Source organism: Halorussus vallis (genome assembly GCF_024138165.1).
GTDB classification, from domain to species: Archaea; Halobacteriota; Halobacteria; order Halobacteriales; family Haladaptataceae; genus Halorussus; species Halorussus vallis.
Genome location: NZ_CP100000.1, coordinates 2219846 through 2237164 on the forward strand (window position 1 = coordinate 2219846; position 17319 = coordinate 2237164).

20 protein-coding genes are annotated in these 17319 nt (G+C 58.9%); 18 read left to right on the forward strand and 2 right to left on the reverse strand.

The window, feature by feature from the left end:
* Nucleotides 1-82 precede the first annotated feature (82 nt).
* Nucleotides 83-1669, reverse strand: a complete 1587-nt coding sequence (serA, locus tag NGM07_RS11230; RefSeq protein WP_253511315.1) for a phosphoglycerate dehydrogenase — start codon at nucleotides 1667-1669, stop codon at nucleotides 83-85.
* 264 nt (nucleotides 1670-1933) lie between these two features.
* Here serA and NGM07_RS11235 point away from each other — a divergent pair, with 264 nt between their 5' ends.
* Complete coding sequence (locus NGM07_RS11235; protein WP_253511318.1) at nucleotides 1934-3145, forward strand: inorganic phosphate transporter; 1212 nt, start codon at nucleotides 1934-1936, stop codon at nucleotides 3143-3145.
* Between the two features lie 108 nt (nucleotides 3146-3253).
* Nucleotides 3254-3643 (forward strand): ferredoxin Fer, encoded by a 390-nt coding sequence (gene fer / locus NGM07_RS11240; RefSeq protein ID WP_253511321.1) that lies wholly within the window; start codon nucleotides 3254-3256, stop codon nucleotides 3641-3643.
* A 387-nt stretch (nucleotides 3644-4030) separates the two neighbouring features.
* Here the strand turns inward: fer and NGM07_RS11245 are convergent, their stop codons facing one another.
* Nucleotides 4031-4252, reverse strand: coding sequence for a hypothetical protein (locus NGM07_RS11245; RefSeq protein WP_253511324.1), 222 nt, complete (start codon nucleotides 4250-4252; stop codon nucleotides 4031-4033).
* 571 nt (nucleotides 4253-4823) lie between these two features.
* Between NGM07_RS11245 and NGM07_RS11250 the strand changes: the two genes are divergently transcribed.
* The 16 genes from NGM07_RS11250 to NGM07_RS11325 all read left to right on the forward strand — a co-directional run bounded on the left by NGM07_RS11250 (nucleotide 4824) and on the right by NGM07_RS11325 (nucleotide 17221).
* A complete protein-coding gene (locus NGM07_RS11250) occupies nucleotides 4824-5786 on the forward strand; it encodes a hypothetical protein (protein ID WP_253511326.1) in 963 nt (320 codons plus the stop codon).
* Nucleotides 5783-7567 carry a UvrD-helicase domain-containing protein gene (locus tag NGM07_RS11255; protein WP_253511329.1) on the forward strand — a complete coding sequence of 595 codons (1785 nt, stop codon included), beginning with the start codon at nucleotides 5783-5785 and terminating at the stop codon, nucleotides 7565-7567. The genes NGM07_RS11250 and NGM07_RS11255 overlap by 4 nt, the downstream gene beginning before the upstream one ends.
* Nucleotides 7564-8997: a hypothetical protein gene (locus NGM07_RS11260; RefSeq protein ID WP_253511332.1), complete on the forward strand. Its 1434-nt coding sequence runs from the start codon at nucleotides 7564-7566 to the stop codon at nucleotides 8995-8997. The genes NGM07_RS11255 and NGM07_RS11260 overlap by 4 nt, the downstream gene beginning before the upstream one ends.
* Before the next feature lie 121 nt (nucleotides 8998-9118).
* Entirely contained in the window at nucleotides 9119-9340 is a 222-nt protein-coding gene (locus NGM07_RS11265; protein ID WP_253511335.1) for an AbrB/MazE/SpoVT family DNA-binding domain-containing protein, read from the forward strand.
* Between the two features lie 333 nt (nucleotides 9341-9673).
* The gene (locus NGM07_RS11270) at nucleotides 9674-9937 is read left to right on the forward strand and encodes a hypothetical protein (RefSeq protein ID WP_253511338.1); all 264 of its coding nucleotides are present in this window, start codon (nucleotides 9674-9676) and stop codon (nucleotides 9935-9937) included.
* Between the two features lie 443 nt (nucleotides 9938-10380).
* Nucleotides 10381-10611, forward strand: coding sequence for a hypothetical protein (locus tag NGM07_RS11275; RefSeq protein WP_253511341.1), 231 nt, complete (start codon nucleotides 10381-10383; stop codon nucleotides 10609-10611).
* Nucleotides 10608-10982, forward strand: coding sequence for a hypothetical protein (locus NGM07_RS11280; RefSeq protein WP_253511344.1), 375 nt, complete (start codon nucleotides 10608-10610; stop codon nucleotides 10980-10982). Before NGM07_RS11275 ends, NGM07_RS11280 begins: the two co-directional genes overlap by 4 nt.
* Entirely contained in the window at nucleotides 10979-11200 is a 222-nt protein-coding gene (locus NGM07_RS11285) for a hypothetical protein (RefSeq protein ID WP_253511347.1), read from the forward strand. The genes NGM07_RS11280 and NGM07_RS11285 overlap by 4 nt, the downstream gene beginning before the upstream one ends.
* On the forward strand, nucleotides 11200-11382 hold the full coding sequence (locus NGM07_RS11290; RefSeq protein WP_253511350.1) for a hypothetical protein: 183 nt from the start codon (nucleotides 11200-11202) through the stop codon (nucleotides 11380-11382). Before NGM07_RS11285 ends, NGM07_RS11290 begins: the two co-directional genes overlap by 1 nt.
* Nucleotides 11383-11604: 222 nt before the next feature.
* Nucleotides 11605-12657 (forward strand): hypothetical protein, encoded by a 1053-nt coding sequence (locus tag NGM07_RS11295; protein ID WP_253511353.1) that lies wholly within the window; start codon nucleotides 11605-11607, stop codon nucleotides 12655-12657.
* A gap of 99 nt (nucleotides 12658-12756) precedes the next feature.
* Nucleotides 12757-13146, forward strand: a complete 390-nt coding sequence (locus NGM07_RS11300; protein ID WP_253511356.1) for a hypothetical protein — start codon at nucleotides 12757-12759, stop codon at nucleotides 13144-13146.
* Nucleotides 13143-13382 (forward strand): hypothetical protein, encoded by a 240-nt coding sequence (locus NGM07_RS11305; protein WP_253511359.1) that lies wholly within the window; start codon nucleotides 13143-13145, stop codon nucleotides 13380-13382. Before NGM07_RS11300 ends, NGM07_RS11305 begins: the two co-directional genes overlap by 4 nt.
* 350 nt (nucleotides 13383-13732) lie before the next feature.
* Nucleotides 13733-13885 (forward strand): hypothetical protein, encoded by a 153-nt coding sequence (locus NGM07_RS11310; RefSeq protein WP_253511362.1) that lies wholly within the window; start codon nucleotides 13733-13735, stop codon nucleotides 13883-13885.
* 50 nt (nucleotides 13886-13935) lie between these two features.
* Nucleotides 13936-14331 (forward strand): DUF8023 family protein, encoded by a 396-nt coding sequence (locus NGM07_RS11315; protein WP_253511365.1) that lies wholly within the window; start codon nucleotides 13936-13938, stop codon nucleotides 14329-14331.
* 47 nt (nucleotides 14332-14378) lie between these two features.
* The gene (locus tag NGM07_RS11320; protein ID WP_253520188.1) at nucleotides 14379-15524 is read left to right on the forward strand and encodes a PKD domain-containing protein; all 1146 of its coding nucleotides are present in this window, start codon (nucleotides 14379-14381) and stop codon (nucleotides 15522-15524) included.
* 83 nt (nucleotides 15525-15607) lie between these two features.
* Entirely contained in the window at nucleotides 15608-17221 is a 1614-nt protein-coding gene (locus NGM07_RS11325; protein ID WP_253511368.1) for an Env/VP5 family phage fusion protein, read from the forward strand.
* Nucleotides 17222-17319 lie beyond the last annotated feature (98 nt).

Genomic DNA, 17319 nt, shown 5'->3' on the forward strand with positions numbered 1-17319 from the left:
CGGAGCTATTGAGATCGAGTCAATCCGCCGGTCGACTACCAGTCTGCGTGTTCGAGAAGAAGCGAGACGTCGGCCGAACCGCCTACTCCGCGCCGTTAAGTTCGATGTACTGGACGCCGATGATGCGCTCGTCGCTCTCCAGGGCCGCCTTGGCGTCGTCGGGCACCTGCTCGTCGAGCGTGTAGACGGTCAGCGCCTCGCCGCCGATGGTTTCGCGGGCGTTGAACATCCCCGCGATGTTGACCTCGTGGTCGCCCAGCACCGTGCCGATGAAGCCGATGACGCCCGGAGCGTCCTTGTTGCGCGCGACCAGCATGTGGCCGTGCGGGATGGCGTCGACCCGGTAGTCGTCGATGCGGACGATGCGCGGGTCGTCGCCCGCGAACAGAGTACCCTCGACGCTCACCGAATCGTCGTCGCTCTGGACGGTGACGCGCACGAGGCTCTGGAAGTCCTCGGTCTGGCGGGTCTTGGACTCGGTAACCTCGACGCCGCGGTCCTCGGCTATCTGCGGGGCGTTGACCGCGTTGACCTGCCACTCCAGGGGCCGGAAGACGCCCTTCTGGGCGCTGGCGGTGACGAGTTCGACGTCCTCCTCGGCGATGTCGCCCTCGTAGTGGATCTCGATGGACTCGATGCGCTCGTCGAGCAGTTGGGTGGCAATCTTGCCGGCAGTTTCCGCGAGGCCGATGTACGGCTCGACGCGGGGGAACGCGCTCTCGTCGATGGAGGGCGCGTTCAGCGCGTTGATGACCGGCTGTTCCTCGAACGCCGCGACCACCTGGTCGGCGGTGCTGGTGGCGACGTTCTCCTGGGCCGCCGAAGTGCTCGCGCCGAGGTGGGGCGTCACGACCACGTCCTCGACCGAGAGCAGCGGGTTGTCCTCCGAGACGGGTTCGTCGGCGAAGACGTCGACCGCCGCGCCCGCGAGGACGCCGTCTTCGACGGCCTCGGCGAGCGCCGCCTCGTCGACGACGCCGCCGCGGGCACAGTTGACCACGTAGCCGCCCTCCAGTTGGGCGAGTTCCGCCTCGCTGATGAGGTCCTCCGTCTCGGGCGTGAGCGGGGTGTGGACCGTCAGGAAGTCGGCGCGGTCGAGACACTCGTCGAGGTCGACCAGTTCCGCACCGAGCTGGTCGGCCCGGTCCTCGCTGATGTAGGGGTCGTAGGCCACGAGTTCCATGCCGAGCGAATCGAGCTTCTTCGCGACCTCCTGGCCGACGCGGCCGAGTCCGACGACGCCGAGGGTCTTGCCGTTGACCTCGGTGCCGAGATAGTCGCCCTTCGCCCACTCACCGTTCTTGAGTCGCGTGTGGGCCTGCGGGATGGACCGCGCCGCGGCGAACGCCATGGCGACGGTGTGTTCGGCGGCCGCCCGGACGTTGCCTTCGGGCGCGTTGGCGACGATGACGCCGTGTTCGGTCGCGGCGTCGATGTCGATGTTGTCGACGCCGATGCCCGCCCGACCCACGATGACGAGGTCCGGCGCGGCCTCGAAGACGTCGGCGGTCACCTCGGTGCCCGACCGGACGACGAGCGCGTTGGCGTCCGAGACGGCCGAGAGGAGCGCGTCTCCCTCGACGTCGTAGGCTGTTTCGACGTCGTGGCCCGCCTCCCTGATGCGTTCTAACCCTGCGTCGGCGATGGGGTCCGTGACGAGGACTTTCATGGCTATGAACACTCATTCCGGCGGGATAATCCTTTCCTCGTCCGTGCATTTTGCCGACCGGCGGTCGAGTCGTTCGACCGGAGCCGCTGGCGTCAACCTCCGCCCGAACTTCGTACCCGCCGCAGCGACGGTGACCGCGTCCCTCGTCTTCCGGTACGCACCGATTCCCTGATGAACGATTCTACAGAAAACTAGCACGTGACGTCCGGTTACGCGGTCGGCGAACCGCCACCATTTAAACGGATTTCGTACGTTGTATCGAACGTGCCAAGTCTACTCCTCCTCGTCGGTCTCGCGGTCGCGGTCTTCGTCGGGTTCAACATCGGCGGTTCCTCGACGGGCGTCGCGTTCGGCCCGGCGGTCGGCAGTCGCGTCGTCGGGAAACTCGGCGCGGCGGTGCTGATGGCCGGGTTCGCACTGTTGGGCGGCTGGACGGTCGGTCGGAACGTCGTCGCCACGATGGGCGGCGACATCGTCTCCTCGACCCTGTTCACGCTCCCCGCGAGCGTCGGCGTACTGTTCTTCGTGGGGCTGGCGCTACTCGTCTCGAACCTCTTCGGCGTGCCGGCCTCCACGTCGATGACCGCCGTCGGCGCCATCGCCGGCCTCGGCGTCGCCGCGGGCGACATCGACTGGGGCGTGATGGGCCGCATCGTCTCGTGGTGGCTGGTCGCGCCCATCGTCGCCTTCTGGGTCTGCGCGGTCATCGGTCGGTACCTCTACCCGTACCTGGACGTGTGGTTCCGCGTCGACCAGTCCGAAGGCCCGCTGCTGGAGTACAACCGCGTCGGGTCGCTTCCGTACCCGACCATCGGAACCAACACCACGCGGCGCGAACTGGTTAGCAGCGTCCTCGTGGTCGCCATCGGCTGTTACATGGCGTTCTCGGCGGGCGCGAGCAACGTCGCCAACGCCGTCGCGCCGCTCATCGGGAGCGACGCGATCGGGATGGACCAGGGCATCCTGCTGGCGGCCGGCGCCATCGCGCTCGGGGCGTTCACCATCGCGCGGCGCACCCTCGACACGGTGGGCAACGACCTCACCGACCTGCCCCTGCTGGCGGCGCTCATCGTGGAAGTGGTGTCGGCGTCGCTCATCACGTTCCTCTCGGTCCTGGGAATCCCGGCGAGTCTGGCAGTGAGCGCGACGATGTGCATCATCGGCCTCGGCTGGGGTCGGGCGACCCGCGCCGTGCGGGTCCGGGACGCCGCGGCCGCCGCGGTCCGCGGCGACGGCGAGAGCGGCGCAGACGGTGACTCCGGCGACGGCGAGTCGAAGATGTCGGTCAACGCGCTCACCGCCGAACCCGAAGAGGAGGTCCGGCGAATCGGCGAGGACGACCCCTCCCAACTCCAGACCGCCGACCTGTTCGACCCGGCGGCGACCGGTCGGGTCATCATGCTCTGGATTCTCACCCCGACCATCTCGGCGCTCGCGTCGTTCCTCCTGTTCGAGTTCTTTCCGCTCTATCGGTAGACCACCGCCTGATTTTTCCCGATTTATCAGTAGGTTCGACGCTCGACGCCGGGCAAAACGGACTGGAAACAATAACTACTAACCTTCCCGCGGACGAACCACGACGTGATGCCAACCGTAGAATACCTCAACTACGAAGTGCTGGACGACCAGGGCTGGGACATGGACGACGACGACCTCTTCGAGCAGGCCGCCGACGCCGACCTCGGCGACGAGGACTACGGCACGCTCGACGTGGGCGAGGGCGAGTACATCCTCGAGGCCGCCGAGGCCCAGGGCTACGACTGGCCCTTCTCGTGCCGCGCCGGCGCCTGCGCGAACTGCGCGGCCATCGTCACGGATGGCGAAATCGACATGGACATGCAGCAAATCCTCAGCGACGAGGAGGTCGAGGAGAAGAACGTTCGCCTCACCTGTATCGGCAGCGCGGCGACCGACGAGGTCCAGATCGTCTACAACGCCAAGCACCTCGACTACCTCCAGAACCGCGTCATCTAATCAACGGCGTTAAACGCCCGTTTAACATTCGGGCGTTGACCTTCCACCGATTTTCATCGGAGCGTTAGAATTCAATCCCCTCAGCCCCGCTATTGCCGATTGAGTGCTGAGGCTGGGACTGACCTCATATTACCTGAGTGGGGTTAGCCCGGTCACCCACTGTCTGGAGCCACATCCTGTTGATGTATTAATGTGATGAAGCAGTGAATCACCACCCCTCAGTTTCCGCTGAGACCAAATTTCTCCGAGCGTGGGACGGATGACCCATACGAGCGTGTTCGATGTCTCTCGTCGAGCGTGGTCGCCGTCAGAATCGAGAGCAGCGTGAAGTGGACTCTACGTGCGAGCGTGGGAGCCGGTTGACCCGGGGCCGAACCACCTTACCATCTACCCACAAATCGTGTTGAACATCGGTCCCGGGTACCAGTCTCCACTTCGATTGTTCGGCCGCTGGAGCCAACCCTTCGATTCCATCTCGTTCATCGTCCGCCGCACCGTATGTTTTCGTTCATCAGAGAACCCGAGGTCAGCAAGACGTAGTGGCTCGTCGTCGTCGAGGTTCGACAGCGCGACGAGAACCGCGTGCCACGCATCGTCCCGTACTGTCATATCTGTGTAACCCCTTTGAAGCATCCTAAAGCTTCCGACGATTGGTTCCAACGGTACTCGTCATTAGCGGTTGCATATATTCTAGGGGTTTCTACCACCCCGGGGGTGTGCGAGGAAGTTCGAAATATAATCGAATATTCTCTGACACCCGGGGGGTGGTAAATACCCCTAGATATACTGGAGCGGAAATCATGTGAACCGGTGACAATAGCAACCCTGACCCCGAACGAGGTATTGTGGATAGACTCTCGGTAATTCACTGAAGCACTGAATCACTACTTCTCTACGCTACTGAATAGGTGATGTTGCTCATGGTACAATGCTGGGCAACGCTTATGCCCCGACCCTGAGTTAACCATATATGCAAGTATGGTCCGAGACCAAAACACCTCCCGGCCGAACCGCGCCGAAAAGCGGACGGTATCGGGGCGAAAACGGCAAGTATCGATTCCAGCAGATATGCACGATGATGCACTGAACGGTTCGAAGCACGTCCTTATCGAGGACTGCGGAGACCACTTGCGTTTCTACGGTTACGACGCAGATAGCGAGGGCTCGGAGGACTAGGAAAATGGATGGGCAAAATCCAACTAAAGTTACGGAGTACGACGGTATAGAGGTTTCGGAGAGTTCGGACCTCACGACTGTCTGGGGTATGAAAATCGCCCCGGGCATCGAAAAGACGGATGACCCGGACAGGCAGTCAGAACTCGCGGAAGACTTCGTTCGCCTCATGGTTGAGGTCGAATCCTCTGAGGGAATCCTGATGACAAAGGACAAGTGGAAGAACCGATTGTCCGATTCTCTCGGGGTCAATAAGTCTCAAATAAACGAAATCTACTCGCACGTCGAGCAAGAACTCGGGACCGACGACGAGGCCGACGACGACATTAACCGAGTCCCAGTCGACGAGTTCCTCCGAGAACACGTCGATGAACTCGTTGTTCTCCGGTCCACGGACAGTCACGAGGACGCACGGTATCAGTGGCACTTCGACACGGGTGACGTCATCGAGACGAAGAAGGAATGGAAACAGGAGCACCTGATGAAGGAGGTCCTGTTCGACCGCGCAGGAGTGTTCGCGGCCGACGCACGGGTTGACCAGTACGGGAAGTGGGTCAAGTCGTGGGTTATGGTCAACAAGACTGAGCAGGTCGACACTGGCCCACGTACGGCCGCCGCCGAGGAACTGAAGTCGCGGATTGAGATGCAACCGGCTCTCTCAGATGAAGTCAAGGCCCTTCAGCAGGACGTAGCATTCATTGAGAGCGCTGATGCTGACGTGGTTGAGGTCACGAATACCGTTATCAAGCGCATCTGCGACAACGCTGCCATCGAACCTCGTGCCCTCTCTGCGGAACTCAAGTCGATGGGAGTCCGCCGAGGAGGTGTTCGTCGTACTTCGTACGACGACGTGGCGAACGCTACTTGGTGGCGCATTGACGCAGACTGGGCAACTCCCTCTGAGGTCATCGACCCGGGGGACGAAGCTGATGACTCTGACGACGCGCTCATCGGGGGTGACGGTGAATGACTGACGTTGCCCTTGACGAAGTCGACCTCGTCGGTCCAGACGTCGACGAAAGCGTGAAAATCGAAGGCCCACCCGGAACCGGGAAGACGACGACGTGTGCAGCCCGCGTCGCGCGACTGGTCGAGGAACACGGTGTCGACCTTGACGACGTGGTCTGGGTCACTTACCGTCGCTCCCTCGCTGAGGACACTCTCGAACGACTCTCCGAGTGGGATGTCATCACCGAGTATGAGGTCGAGAACCCCCGGTCGGGTCGGACGAAGTGGATTTCGACCTGCCACGCTACCGCCAACCGGGTTGCCGGAGACTCTCTAAAAGGAACGGTGGCCACAGGGTCTGACCTCTGGGACTTCTACCTTACCACCTACAACGTACCGTACGACGGTGACACGCGCTCTCCCGGCAAGGCGGCGTCGGATGTGCTCCAGTGGCTGGTCCACAATCAGAAACCTCTCTCACAGGCGTACGAGTCCCCTGCGTATGACTCCCTGAGTAGGGAGTGGCCGAACCATCCACATCTGATGGAGATTCGGGAGAAATGGGAGTCGTACAAGACCGAGAATAAGCTGTACGACTACCATCAGATGTTGCAGGCGGCGTTGGAGACTGATGAACTCCCGGGTGAGTCAACGTCCCCGTCCGTCGTCGTCGCCGACGAGTATCACGACGTGTACCCGTTGATGGATGACGTTCTCCGTAAATGGCTCCGAAATGCGGACATTGCGGTGGTCGCAGGTGACCCGCGTCAGGTTGTTAATTCGCACGAAGGGTCGTCGCCACGGTATTTCGAGCGCATTAACTTGCCGTCGGTTACCCTCCCCCGGTCGTATCGCGTACCGGTCGACCACTGGGATGCAGCGACGTCCGTACTCGAACGGACGCACTCGTCACCCTCTATCGAAATCAGCGGTGAGGGTGTGATTTCGCGCCATGAATCTGCCACGTTCGAGTATGACGAAGATTCGGACACGTGGGATGTGCCGGTCGACGACTCGCGTTCGCCAGCCAACCTCTCGCGCGACGCAGACGGGTCAGTGCTGTTCTTGGCACGGACGCGGATGATGGCCGAAGGTGTTGCGGCTGCCCTCCGACACGGCGGGGTCGTCTACACAGGTCAGGGGGGAGCGGGCGGCTGGGCGCGGAACGATAAACGTCGCCACTTGTTCAATTCCCTGACCAAGTTCAGTGGAATCGAGGTCACGGGTGAGACGTCGTGGACGGGCGACTACGACCTCTCTGACCCTGATGTCGACATCACAGGTGAGGAAGCCTACGAACTGCTCAAACACTCCTCTGCCCAACACGCGGGTATCTCTGGGGATGAGTTGTTGAAGCACGCAGGTCGTCTGAAGGGTATGTCGTCCGTCACTGCGGAAACCATCGCGTCGGTCGTTGAACCCAAATGGTGGGGGGTATACACTCACGGTCCTGTTGCTGCACGCGACCTCGTTGGTGTCGAAGACGATGACCGAGTCGCAATCCAACGGGCCGGAGAACACTACGACGAACCTATCAAGCCGGGCGACATCGACGTGCAGGTTCTCACGATACACGCCAGTAAGGGATACGAGGCTGACACCGTCGTCGTCTACGATGGCGTCACCGAGCGCATCAAGCAGGGAATGCAATCGTCTCCAGCAACCCGAGCGAACGAGGACCGGACTTGGTACGTCGCCCTCACTCGGGCGAAGGAACGGCTGGTCATCATGGACCACGCGTTCGACTGGGCTACCGGATACGTCCCGTACATGGTCGGTCGCATCGGGGGTGAGTCGGCATGAACGTCGAGGATGTCGACTGGGACAGTGTCCGAGACGACCTGAAGACTCGTGTCGACGGCATCCGACCCCCAGAGTACATGGAACTGTGCGACGCGCTCGAAGCCACGCACGAAGACCTCAGTGGGATGGCGGCTGGAGGTCTCGTCGAATCCGCGGTATACAACGGTCTCCTGCAGGAGAAGAGCGAGAGTCACTACGCGTTCACGTTGAACGCTATCGATGCACTCGACGAAGTCGAGGAAATGGTCGACCCCATCGAGCCCGTCGACATCAACCTAGACGAGTCCACCGAGACGGATACAGTGGTCTATCCGTCCCTGATGAAGCAGACCAAGCAGTGGATTTGCTGGATGGGGAGCAAGCAACCCCGGGCACCGTGGCAGGGCCATGCGTACCCAGTCAAGTGGGGCGCGCAACTCGAAGCAGATGAGCGCCCGAACGTGGACTTCGGGACGGCACAGCACTGGCTGGAGCCGTATGAGGGCACGAACATCGACTGGCCGGAGGACGCATCACGGGACCTCCGTCTTGGCTACCTGCTCCCCCATGAACCGGGAGAGAACGACGTCTCCCTGATTGACCTTGACGACGTCCGAGACCCCGAAACGGGAAAAGTGCACCCCGTCGCCCTCGGAATCATCGAACAGGCAGGGTCCTACGCTGAGATTTCCCAATCCGGTGAGGGCATCCACGTGTTTGTGGTCGGAACCTTACCAGACGGTCTCGGCAAGGTCGTCGAGAAGATAGACGATGAGCCGTTCGTCGGAGATGAAATCCCGAAGGTCGAGGTCTACGACCACGGCCGAGTGGTCGCGATGACTGGCCAGCACGTCGAGTGCACGCCTACGGAGGTCGCGGAGAACCAGCAGGTCATCGATGACATCGTAGATACCTACGTCGACTACGAGGAACCCGAGAGAACCGTCGACGACGTGGTCGACGAGATGCTGAACCATGAGGAGGGCACTTCGTCTAACTCCGAGTATAGCCCTTACTACAACCTTCACCCGGCCAAGCTCAACGGGGTCGGCGGCTCGGACTGGGACGATAAGGGTCACCGTATCCGTGGCCCACATCCGGCTCACGGGTCTTCGAACAACGACAACTGCGACATCTCGGATGACGGTACATGGTACTGTTTCCGTCACGATGTTGGGGGGCGAGGTCTCAAGCTACTCGCAGTCGTCGAGGGATACATTAACTGTGGAGACGCCGGGTCAGATGCGTTCGACCACCTCACCGATGGCCAGTTCTTGAAACTGTGCCTGACGGCCCGCGACGAGTACGGGGTGGCCGGGAAGCCCCCGTACCGGGCACTGTTGACGGTCGCCGAGAAGCTGTACCTCGTTGACGAGGGCGACGAGCGACTCGGAGAAATGTACGACATCGCCCGCGACGCCTACGACGAGATGACCGTCGGCGATGTCTGAGTTCTCTCTTTTTTCTACTTTGTTGAATCATTGATGTACTGCTTCTACCATACGCATATAAACTATCAAATGCCATAGTAGTGTCAGAGTAAGACTAAGTCAAACTCTGGAGAGAAAACCAATGTCGAAAATACGTACGGAAGGCGACTACGACAGTGCGGTTGTGACAATCCCTGCCGACCAAGCCGAAGAAGCAGGACTCGGCTCAGGAGACGCTGTAACCATCGTCGGCATCGAACCGGGTGTCGCGGTCGTGATGTCGGACGAACAGCTTAGTGTGGACGACCAACTGAACATCCAGTCCTCTCTCGTGGACCTCTCGAACACGGGTGACTCGGAATGACTGACGAAGCGACTCTCCAAGCCATCGACCGCCTTGTCGAGTCTGGGTGGCACTCGTCACCGTCTTCGTCGACAAAATCAAGCACGGAGCAATCTGGGCGGTCTCACACTCATCATGCCCACCCGCTGTCGAACGTAGTGTGGTGGGAGCGGGAAGCCTGACCGACCTGCAGTTCACCTTTTTCTCACCCTCGACTCGGCCCGGTTCCTTCTGAACGCAACGTCGTCACGAGAGAACTCTATCTACCCTCTCGATTTATCTAAATGTTATTTGCATACTTAAACTATTGGGAATTTACCTTTGGGGTAGGGGGATGACATATATGACACAGTCATGATGGGACAAACCCAAACTGACGGCGGGAAGGTATCGACGACGAACAAGACGCAGACGGAAATCGCGTGGGAAGCCCTGCGGGAACACCTGCAGGCGCACGAAGCGGTGACAGTGTGGGACCTCAAACGTCAGGCCAATTTCGACGTCAACGACTGGGCCGCGCGTCAGGTTCTGAACGACGCGGTCGAAATGGGGGCATTGTCGGTCGAGCAGACTGGCCGTGCTAATTGGTACTTCGTCGAGCACGAGGTGTTCTACTAATGGCGCAGTCATCTACATCATCTGACGTAGCAGATACGGACATCTGCCCCGTGTGTGGTGATGTCTACGATGAGTTCACGACTGGGACTATTCGTGGCGGTGGCCGGATTTGTCACGGAGCAGGAGAGGGTGCCTACGTTCACGAACAGGGCTTTGATACGGTCTACGGTGATGGACAATGAGCCTGTTTCAGAGCGTCCGGGTCACTGGTGGTCAGGCTTGCCCCGAATGCGGGTCATCCGATGTGGAGACGGGCTCGACGTGCCGGTGCAACGACTGTGATTGGGAGGTGGATGTCTGATGTCTCTGGACGTCAACATGGCGTTCCATAGTGGCCGCGAGTGGAGGGACCACGACTTCCACGCTCTGGGTCAGCAGGTCTGGGCGTACGCTGACTGGTCGTATGGGTGCACGGCAGACGCACCTGAACGAGGTGACGAGCGATGACGAAGAGTAGTATCACCCGCTCTGAGGCTATCTGGATGGTCATTGGTCGAGATTACATCCAGACCTGTGACGTCGTCGAAGCAGTCCCTGCACATCGACGTACAGTTCAGCGGGAACTCCGGGGGATGGAGGACGAGGGCTGGTTGACGCGTGACGGTGACGGGTACGTCGCTGGCCCACGGACAGAGCGGTTTGTCGAAGACATCATCCGGGAGGGGGAGCGATGACACAGTCCCAACTGAACGGCGAGCCAGCCGACCCCGAGAAGCTCAAAGATGGGTACCACGACTGGCAGACGGTCGACGAAATCAAGCGGCAGTCGTCCGGCTGGATAGATGTCGACGAGCACGACTATGGGCAGACGTTCGAAGCCCGTCTCGGGGCGTGCTTCGGCGAAGACCCCGGTGAATACGATACGACTGAGACGCTGACTATTGATAGCGTCGAACTTGAAATCGAGAAGAAGACGTTCAGTCGTCTCAATAACGGGGAACTTCGGTATGTGGCCCATTTCGCATGTGGTGAGACTGCAGGTGTTCGTACAGACAACGACCTGCGTACTGAATCCACAAAGGTTCGGTTTGGTGGTTCACGATGACCCACGAGGTCCGCTCAGAAAACCTCGCGACGGCAGTCGACCTACTGCGCTTCCACGGGTCGTTCAGAGCGTCCGATGTCGCGATGGAACTTCCACGAGAGTCTGAGTCTGACGTTGAAGAGCAGCTTGAGGCGCTCGTGAGTAACGGATGGCTGGAGCAGGACGGAGTGTACTACTCGGCCGGCGTCCCGGTTGAGACGCCCCGGGAGGTCTGCTGATGTATCACGGCCGCCCAGACGACGTGGACGCTCGCATCGACGCGCTCGTGAAGTCGGGCTCGGACCCGGACGACGAGCGAGCGGTCGAAGACGACGAGGACGAGGACGAGGACTCGGGTTCGAGGTCTCACTCGACTCACCACCCTCTTGGGAACTCAATTTGGTGGGACCGGGAGGCTTGACGGCCACCCCGCTTTCCGCTCGCCGAACCCCCCTCGTTTCTGCTGCAGTTCTGATACTCAGATGCCCATTTGTGCTTAGCAACGTCGCTATCAGGGTAGTAGCACCAGACTGCAGATGTGCAGCTTGAACAATCGGGTAGATATATTTGTGTGAACTCCAGCGGTCGTCATGCTCGATGCACCCAACGCCTAAGCAGTATTTCTCACAATTTTCTTACCAGTATGGCAGAAGAGAAAGAATCGATGGACCCTGACCGGTCTGTCGACGAAATCCAAGACGACCTTGACTCGTACAGTATCTCAGATGAAACTCGGGACGCGGTGCGTTCGGACGCACGCTCGAACGGACACGGCGGTGGCTCCATCGTTACGAAGCCCCAGTTGTGTGGGGACTACTGTAGCGGTTGTCCTCACGGACCCTACTCATGGCTGGTCGACGATGACGGGTGGCACTACCTAGGAAGAGTTTCCGGGACGGGGTCTGATGCAGAGATTGTGACTGGCCAGTCATCTGGTGGGGACGGCTCGACGGAAGAAGTCAAGAACGAGTTTGCTGAACTTCCTGATGAACACCAAGACCTCGCTGAAGTACTCGCTGACCTCAACCTTACCAAATCGGAAGTGAGTGTGCGTGGGGGCGACGGGAACCCGGTGAAATCCCAGTACGTGGTCGATGCAGAGACACTCGACGGGGACACGCAGCCGGTCGGGATTGTGACCGAAGCTGATGGTGGGTTCTCCATCGTGGCCGGTGGGTCACAGTACGAGTTTGATGACGGTTATCCTGCTGAGTCAATCGTCCGACTGGCAACTGGACAGGACGACCGAGTGGAGTCGGACATCCATGCTGGAGGTCTCGACGATGGTCTGCGTATCAGGTCAGAGTCGGAGGAAGCCACGCTGAGTATCTCCAACCGGAGCGGGGGATTGGGGGCTCGAATCCAGCCCCCAGAAGACGGTCCGTTCGACGACGACTACATAGCCACGGAACAGCGTGTAGATTCGTTTGTGAGTGGGTTCAAACGCTACTCTGAAGGACGTCAGAAGGGTTCAGACATCATCGCAGGGCAGGTCGTTGACGAGTATGGTGGGAAGGTCTTGCTCGACTCACCGTTTGAGGCCAAGGACGACATCAAGGACCTTGACTGGGATGACACTCACCGGGAGTGGAAGGCAGATGCCGACGCGTGGGCAGTTGATGTTGGCAGCATCAGTCAAGTAGAAGATGAACTTCGGGATGAGGGGTGGGATGTGTATACTGGAGACCTCGGGTAGCCCAGTCTAAGTTCCGTTTCGGCTCTTTCTACTGTATTATACACATACTAATCGGGTGAAAGTATATATGCTACCAGCAACAACACATATGATGAAGCCATGACGGAAGCAACCGACGCGAACGACGGAGACGCACAGATTACGACTGAAGAAATTGCGGAAGAAGCGCTTGAAGCAGCAATCCAGAACGGAGCATCCCGCGACCCGGTAGGGGCAGTCGGCTACCCCCCAGCGTGGGTGTCAGTCTACGCTGACCCAGATGACGTTGACGACGTCGTCGACGCCATCCAGTTTGTCGCAGGACGGATTGACGCTAGCACTGAGACCTTCATCAAGACGTATGATGACATAGTCAACGAAATCGACGAGGAATACCGGCAGCGGGTCAAGGATTGGGAGAACGGGGAAACCTTCACCGACATCAAACCCACGAAGGGAGAGCCCTACATCCCCAAGGGAACTGTCGGAATCTACGTCGAGTTCAAATGAGCACAGCACTAACTGGTCGGGACAAGGTCTGGAACGCCACGCTGCAGGCCATCTCAGAGGCTAACCGAGACTACATCACGTCTGACGACGTCCGGGCTCATCTCGACGATGACGACGTCGACAACATGACGCGTGAACGCACGATGTGGTCGATGGTCGACCTCGGGTACCTCTCCCACGAGAAACGGGCGAAGAAGTGGTTCATCGCGGCAGACGTCGACGTCCAGTTCGACTAACTCCCCTTTTCAGATTCACTCACTCAACCAGAAACATCTATCCGACCCACCCGGTCGCGGCCAGTTGCCCTCCTTACCAATCCGACCGCTTGCCCGAACCGACCCAACGGTTAAGCAGTCGATTGAACGATACTTACAGCGCAGGCTCATCGAAACAAAACCTGCCTGTCACTCGCGGTGCATCGCTCGCTAACAAGATACCCTCGTCCGTTTGCTTGAATTCCACTGGGGCGCGTGCTGTACTCGCGTCCCACTTACGCTTCATTGCTTCTAGGGTCGGGGGCTGCTCCCTCGATTCCCGGATTCTACAGCCGCCCAAGACCTTAGCAGTCGGTCTGAGATACTGTAATATGCCCTACAACCCCCAAGAATCCGATGTTGGAGAGTGGTGGCCGTGGACCGATGCAAATGGCCGTGTTAAGACGATAAACGCCCTTAAACGGGTCTATCCTAAGTATGGTCGCGGCTACGACGAGTTTGCTGACCCACTTCCCCGAGACTGACCCTGCACAACGACTATAGTCATCCTTTTTTGCGTAGTATTAACGCAAGAATGGTAAGCACAAACTACAACTTCCGGGAAGCGCTCACGCCTCTGCTCGGGATGATTTTCTTCATCGCAGGGGTTGAGACGTTCGGAATCGGCAGTTTCAGTCTGTCGGGATTCGACCTCGGCGCGACACTGTCCACGGCTGGCGGACAGTCGATTACACTTGCGCCCTTCGTCGGTCTCGGGATGCTTGTCGGTGGGTATGCGCTTAACGACCGCGACTTCTCCGACTTCAGCGACGTGCAGTCGTACGTCGCGTACACCACGTTCGGTATTGTTGGTCTGACCGGGCTTGTCCCGGCACTCGGTACCATCGTGACTGGGTCGCTCGCACTCGGGTGGTTCCTCCACTTCGTAACAATCGTTGGATTCGCCTTCATCGCGGGGTATCAGCCATGAACCGGCGTAATCTCACGTCAAGCGTTGGTCGCACTGGTGGCGTGCTCATGCTCGTCGCGATACTACTCGTGTCGACGGTCGCCGCGCATACGCTCGTCGTGTTCACGCTTGACACGTCGACTGATTTCAGCGATAATCAGACCTCGCTCGGCGCGAACTCGACCATCACGAACGGCACGGTCCAGATTGCTGACGGAGAGAGCTACACCACCAGCAACCTCACCACGAGTGAGCCGGTGGAGACCGTTGAAGTCAACATTAGCGGTATCGATGACAGTGCCAACATCGTTGTCTATGACGGAGTATACGGGACTAAAATCACTAACAAGTCCGTCTCTACAACTGGTACGTTTACGCTTGACGTATCAGCGTCGTCCGACTCCAGCATCGCTATCGCTATCGATGACGGAGGTAACACGGCAGTCAACGGCACCACGGACATTGAATCCATCAAACTCGTCCAAAGCAACAGTGCTCCTTTCGCTGCGGGTGCTGACACGCAGGTAGCTGTCAACGATACAGTCGAACTCAACGCTAGTGACTCGACTGACCCTGATGGTGACGCGCTCTCGTACGAGTGGGACTTCGACGATGACGGCACGTACGATGCGACTGGCGAAGTGACGTCTACATCGTTTGCATCCTCGGGCACGTACAACGTCACGCTCCGAGTGACTGACTCGCACGGGGCGACCGACACGGCGAACATCACCATCACTGTCGACCCTGACAGCGACGGTGACGGGGTCATCGACAGTGAGGACGCCTACCCGCTGAACGCTCCGGGCTCGAAAATTGTCGACAACTCCGACACGAAGATTGCTGACGATGCCTTCGTCGAACTCGCGTCGGGTAGTGGCTCGGTGGACCTCACGGTCTACGGGACTAACAACACGACTGATGGGAACTGGACGCAGATTGGCACGACGTCAAAGTCGGCCAGTAGCTCCAGCGCGGTGCTCGCGACGGTGAACGTCGACGACACCTACGACCACTACAAACTCGTGTATGAAGGCGACGCTACGGTGCAGGATGCCGGCCTCATGTACGACTCCGCAGGTAGTGGTGGAGACGTCAACGACACAGTCGTTGGCAGCCTCTCGCTCGTCGACGTGATTATCGGAATCGCCGGCCTTCTCGGGCTTCTGGTGGTCCTCGACATCTTCGAGGTCATCACCCTGTTCGACGACTAACCGCATAGCTCGCAAACCAACTAACCACTGAACGCCCGACAAGGTCGGGTCTAACGGGGTCATACCCTGCGTTCAGTATTCGAATGACATCAAGAATTGAACGGGTCGCCACAATGCTTGCGGTGCTCTTAGTCGTATCTACAGCGGTTGCCCCGGCTCTCATCTACGGGGTTGGGACGGTAACTGCAGCGGGGACTAAGGATGCTGATGACTGCAAGTTCATGGATTCGCAGAATAATTTCGTCCAAGTCGTTGCTTCCATTGAAATTGAGGCGTTGCAGTTTGCTCATTGTGTCGCAGGAGACCTGCTCGAAGACTCGGACGTGAGTGGTCTCGCCGAGTCCGAGGCGCAGCAAGTGCTTCATTCAAAAGCAGCAGGCATCAACGCCAGTGAGAATAACCAACTCGCCTCCCGGTATAACTACGTACAGGATTCGCGATTCATCGCGATGAGCGAAGCCCGGACTCGGGCGGCTCAGTCTCTGGATAATCACTCAACGAAGACTGAGTCGATTCGTGACGCCCGGATTCGCGTTGCTGACTACTACTCTCGCATGGAGCACAACAGCGTCAAAATCCAATCCGCCAACGTTGAGCGCATTCGGTCGATGTACGCCGTCAAACAGAACGAGAACATCACGTACAACATCAGCGTCTCTATACAGGACCCAGATACGTATGGAGCGTACCTCAAGTCCTATGATAGCGTGACGTTCACCAACGGGACAACGACCCTAGAAAACGGTACTGTAGTCAACGTGACCAAGGTGAAGGTCGTGAACGCGACCGTCATACAGACTACCACTACGAGTGACCAGACGTGTTATCAGGGAAATTTCACGAATACCTACGATGAAGGGTACATCGATAACGTCACATCGAACTGTACGTACAACAGTGAAGGAGAACAGACCCTCCGCCTAGTTGCTCAGCCCCCACAGGATTACAACACGAAGCAGGAGGTCTACGACGGGAAGGAATGGCGTTCGCACTACAGCGCAATCAACGAGTCCCATACTTACGTCAGCGACAATATCGCGGCGACGGTCGACTCCGTCTACGCGAATGTCTCGGCCTCTGACATCGACGGCTCGCGCCTCCTGAGCCCGGTTGACCTCGCGCGACAGAGCACGGGCTCGTACTCGACGTCCGGCCACTACTCGTCTACAGTCGCATACGCGGCGATGCGGGGGTATGAGACGAACACAACTGCCGCGATGAAAATCACGTATAACGGGTCGACGTACGAGGGAATGCTGTTCACCCGGGCAACTCCTCCGACGAACGAGAACGGTACCAACGTCTGGAAGGCGAACTACACGTACAACGCCTCGAACATGACGAAGCCAGTGTACTTCGCGGCACAATCGAGTGCTGATAAGACGCGTGTGAAGACGCTTGACGGGCCGTTCGCCATCAAGACCATCAACAACACGAAGACGGGAGAGTCGATGAACTCCACGACGCCTGAGCAGTTCACGTATAAGGACACGAGCTACACGAACATCAAGGAGCAGAACGACGACATGAAGAAGGTGCTCGTGACGGTCGACCAAGACACGGTCGCGGGTAAACAACTCGTTCAGGGACTTTTCGACTTCATGGGTGACAACCCGATTTGGGTCATCGGACTGATTGTCGGGGGCCTTGTCGTCCTCATCCTCGTCAAGGACGGCATCGAACTCTACCTGCCGTAACTCCCTCTGTTCCTGTTTTTCGGGGCAACGTCTATACTGTCTAAATTTTGCGTAGTTATAATGTGAATACTAAATGAATGTGACTCGCCAGATGTTGC

What these genes read in the sequence shown, in the direction of transcription:
- NGM07_RS11315 (WP_253511365.1), top strand. Translation starts at nt 13,936, where the DNA reads ATGGTAAGCACAAACTACAACTTCCGGGAAGCGCTCACGCCTCTGCTC.
- NGM07_RS11295 (WP_253511353.1), top strand. Translation starts at nt 11,605, where the DNA reads ATGGCAGAAGAGAAAGAATCGATGGACCCTGACCGGTCTGTCGACGAA.
- NGM07_RS11270 (WP_253511338.1), top strand. Translation starts at nt 9,674, where the DNA reads ATGATGGGACAAACCCAAACTGACGGCGGGAAGGTATCGACGACGAAC.
- NGM07_RS11275 (WP_253511341.1), top strand. Translation starts at nt 10,381, where the DNA reads ATGACGAAGAGTAGTATCACCCGCTCTGAGGCTATCTGGATGGTCATT.
- NGM07_RS11320 (WP_253520188.1), top strand. Translation starts at nt 14,379, where the DNA reads ATGCTCGTCGCGATACTACTCGTGTCGACGGTCGCCGCGCATACGCTC.
- NGM07_RS11325 (WP_253511368.1), top strand. Translation starts at nt 15,608, where the DNA reads ATGACATCAAGAATTGAACGGGTCGCCACAATGCTTGCGGTGCTCTTA.
- NGM07_RS11310 (WP_253511362.1), top strand. Translation starts at nt 13,733, where the DNA reads ATGCCCTACAACCCCCAAGAATCCGATGTTGGAGAGTGGTGGCCGTGG.
- NGM07_RS11305 (WP_253511359.1), top strand. Translation starts at nt 13,143, where the DNA reads ATGAGCACAGCACTAACTGGTCGGGACAAGGTCTGGAACGCCACGCTG.
- NGM07_RS11265 (WP_253511335.1), top strand. Translation starts at nt 9,119, where the DNA reads ATGTCGAAAATACGTACGGAAGGCGACTACGACAGTGCGGTTGTGACA.
- NGM07_RS11260 (WP_253511332.1), top strand. Translation starts at nt 7,564, where the DNA reads ATGAACGTCGAGGATGTCGACTGGGACAGTGTCCGAGACGACCTGAAG.
- NGM07_RS11300 (WP_253511356.1), top strand. Translation starts at nt 12,757, where the DNA reads ATGACGGAAGCAACCGACGCGAACGACGGAGACGCACAGATTACGACT.
- serA (WP_253511315.1), bottom strand. Translation starts at nt 1,669, where the DNA reads ATGAAAGTCCTCGTCACGGACCCCATCGCCGACGCAGGGTTAGAACGC.
- NGM07_RS11250 (WP_253511326.1), top strand. Translation starts at nt 4,824, where the DNA reads ATGGATGGGCAAAATCCAACTAAAGTTACGGAGTACGACGGTATAGAG.
- NGM07_RS11285 (WP_253511347.1), top strand. Translation starts at nt 10,979, where the DNA reads ATGACCCACGAGGTCCGCTCAGAAAACCTCGCGACGGCAGTCGACCTA.
- NGM07_RS11255 (WP_253511329.1), top strand. Translation starts at nt 5,783, where the DNA reads ATGACTGACGTTGCCCTTGACGAAGTCGACCTCGTCGGTCCAGACGTC.
- NGM07_RS11280 (WP_253511344.1), top strand. Translation starts at nt 10,608, where the DNA reads ATGACACAGTCCCAACTGAACGGCGAGCCAGCCGACCCCGAGAAGCTC.
- NGM07_RS11245 (WP_253511324.1), bottom strand. Translation starts at nt 4,252, where the DNA reads ATGACAGTACGGGACGATGCGTGGCACGCGGTTCTCGTCGCGCTGTCG.
- NGM07_RS11290 (WP_253511350.1), top strand. Translation starts at nt 11,200, where the DNA reads ATGTATCACGGCCGCCCAGACGACGTGGACGCTCGCATCGACGCGCTC.
- fer (WP_253511321.1), top strand. Translation starts at nt 3,254, where the DNA reads ATGCCAACCGTAGAATACCTCAACTACGAAGTGCTGGACGACCAGGGC.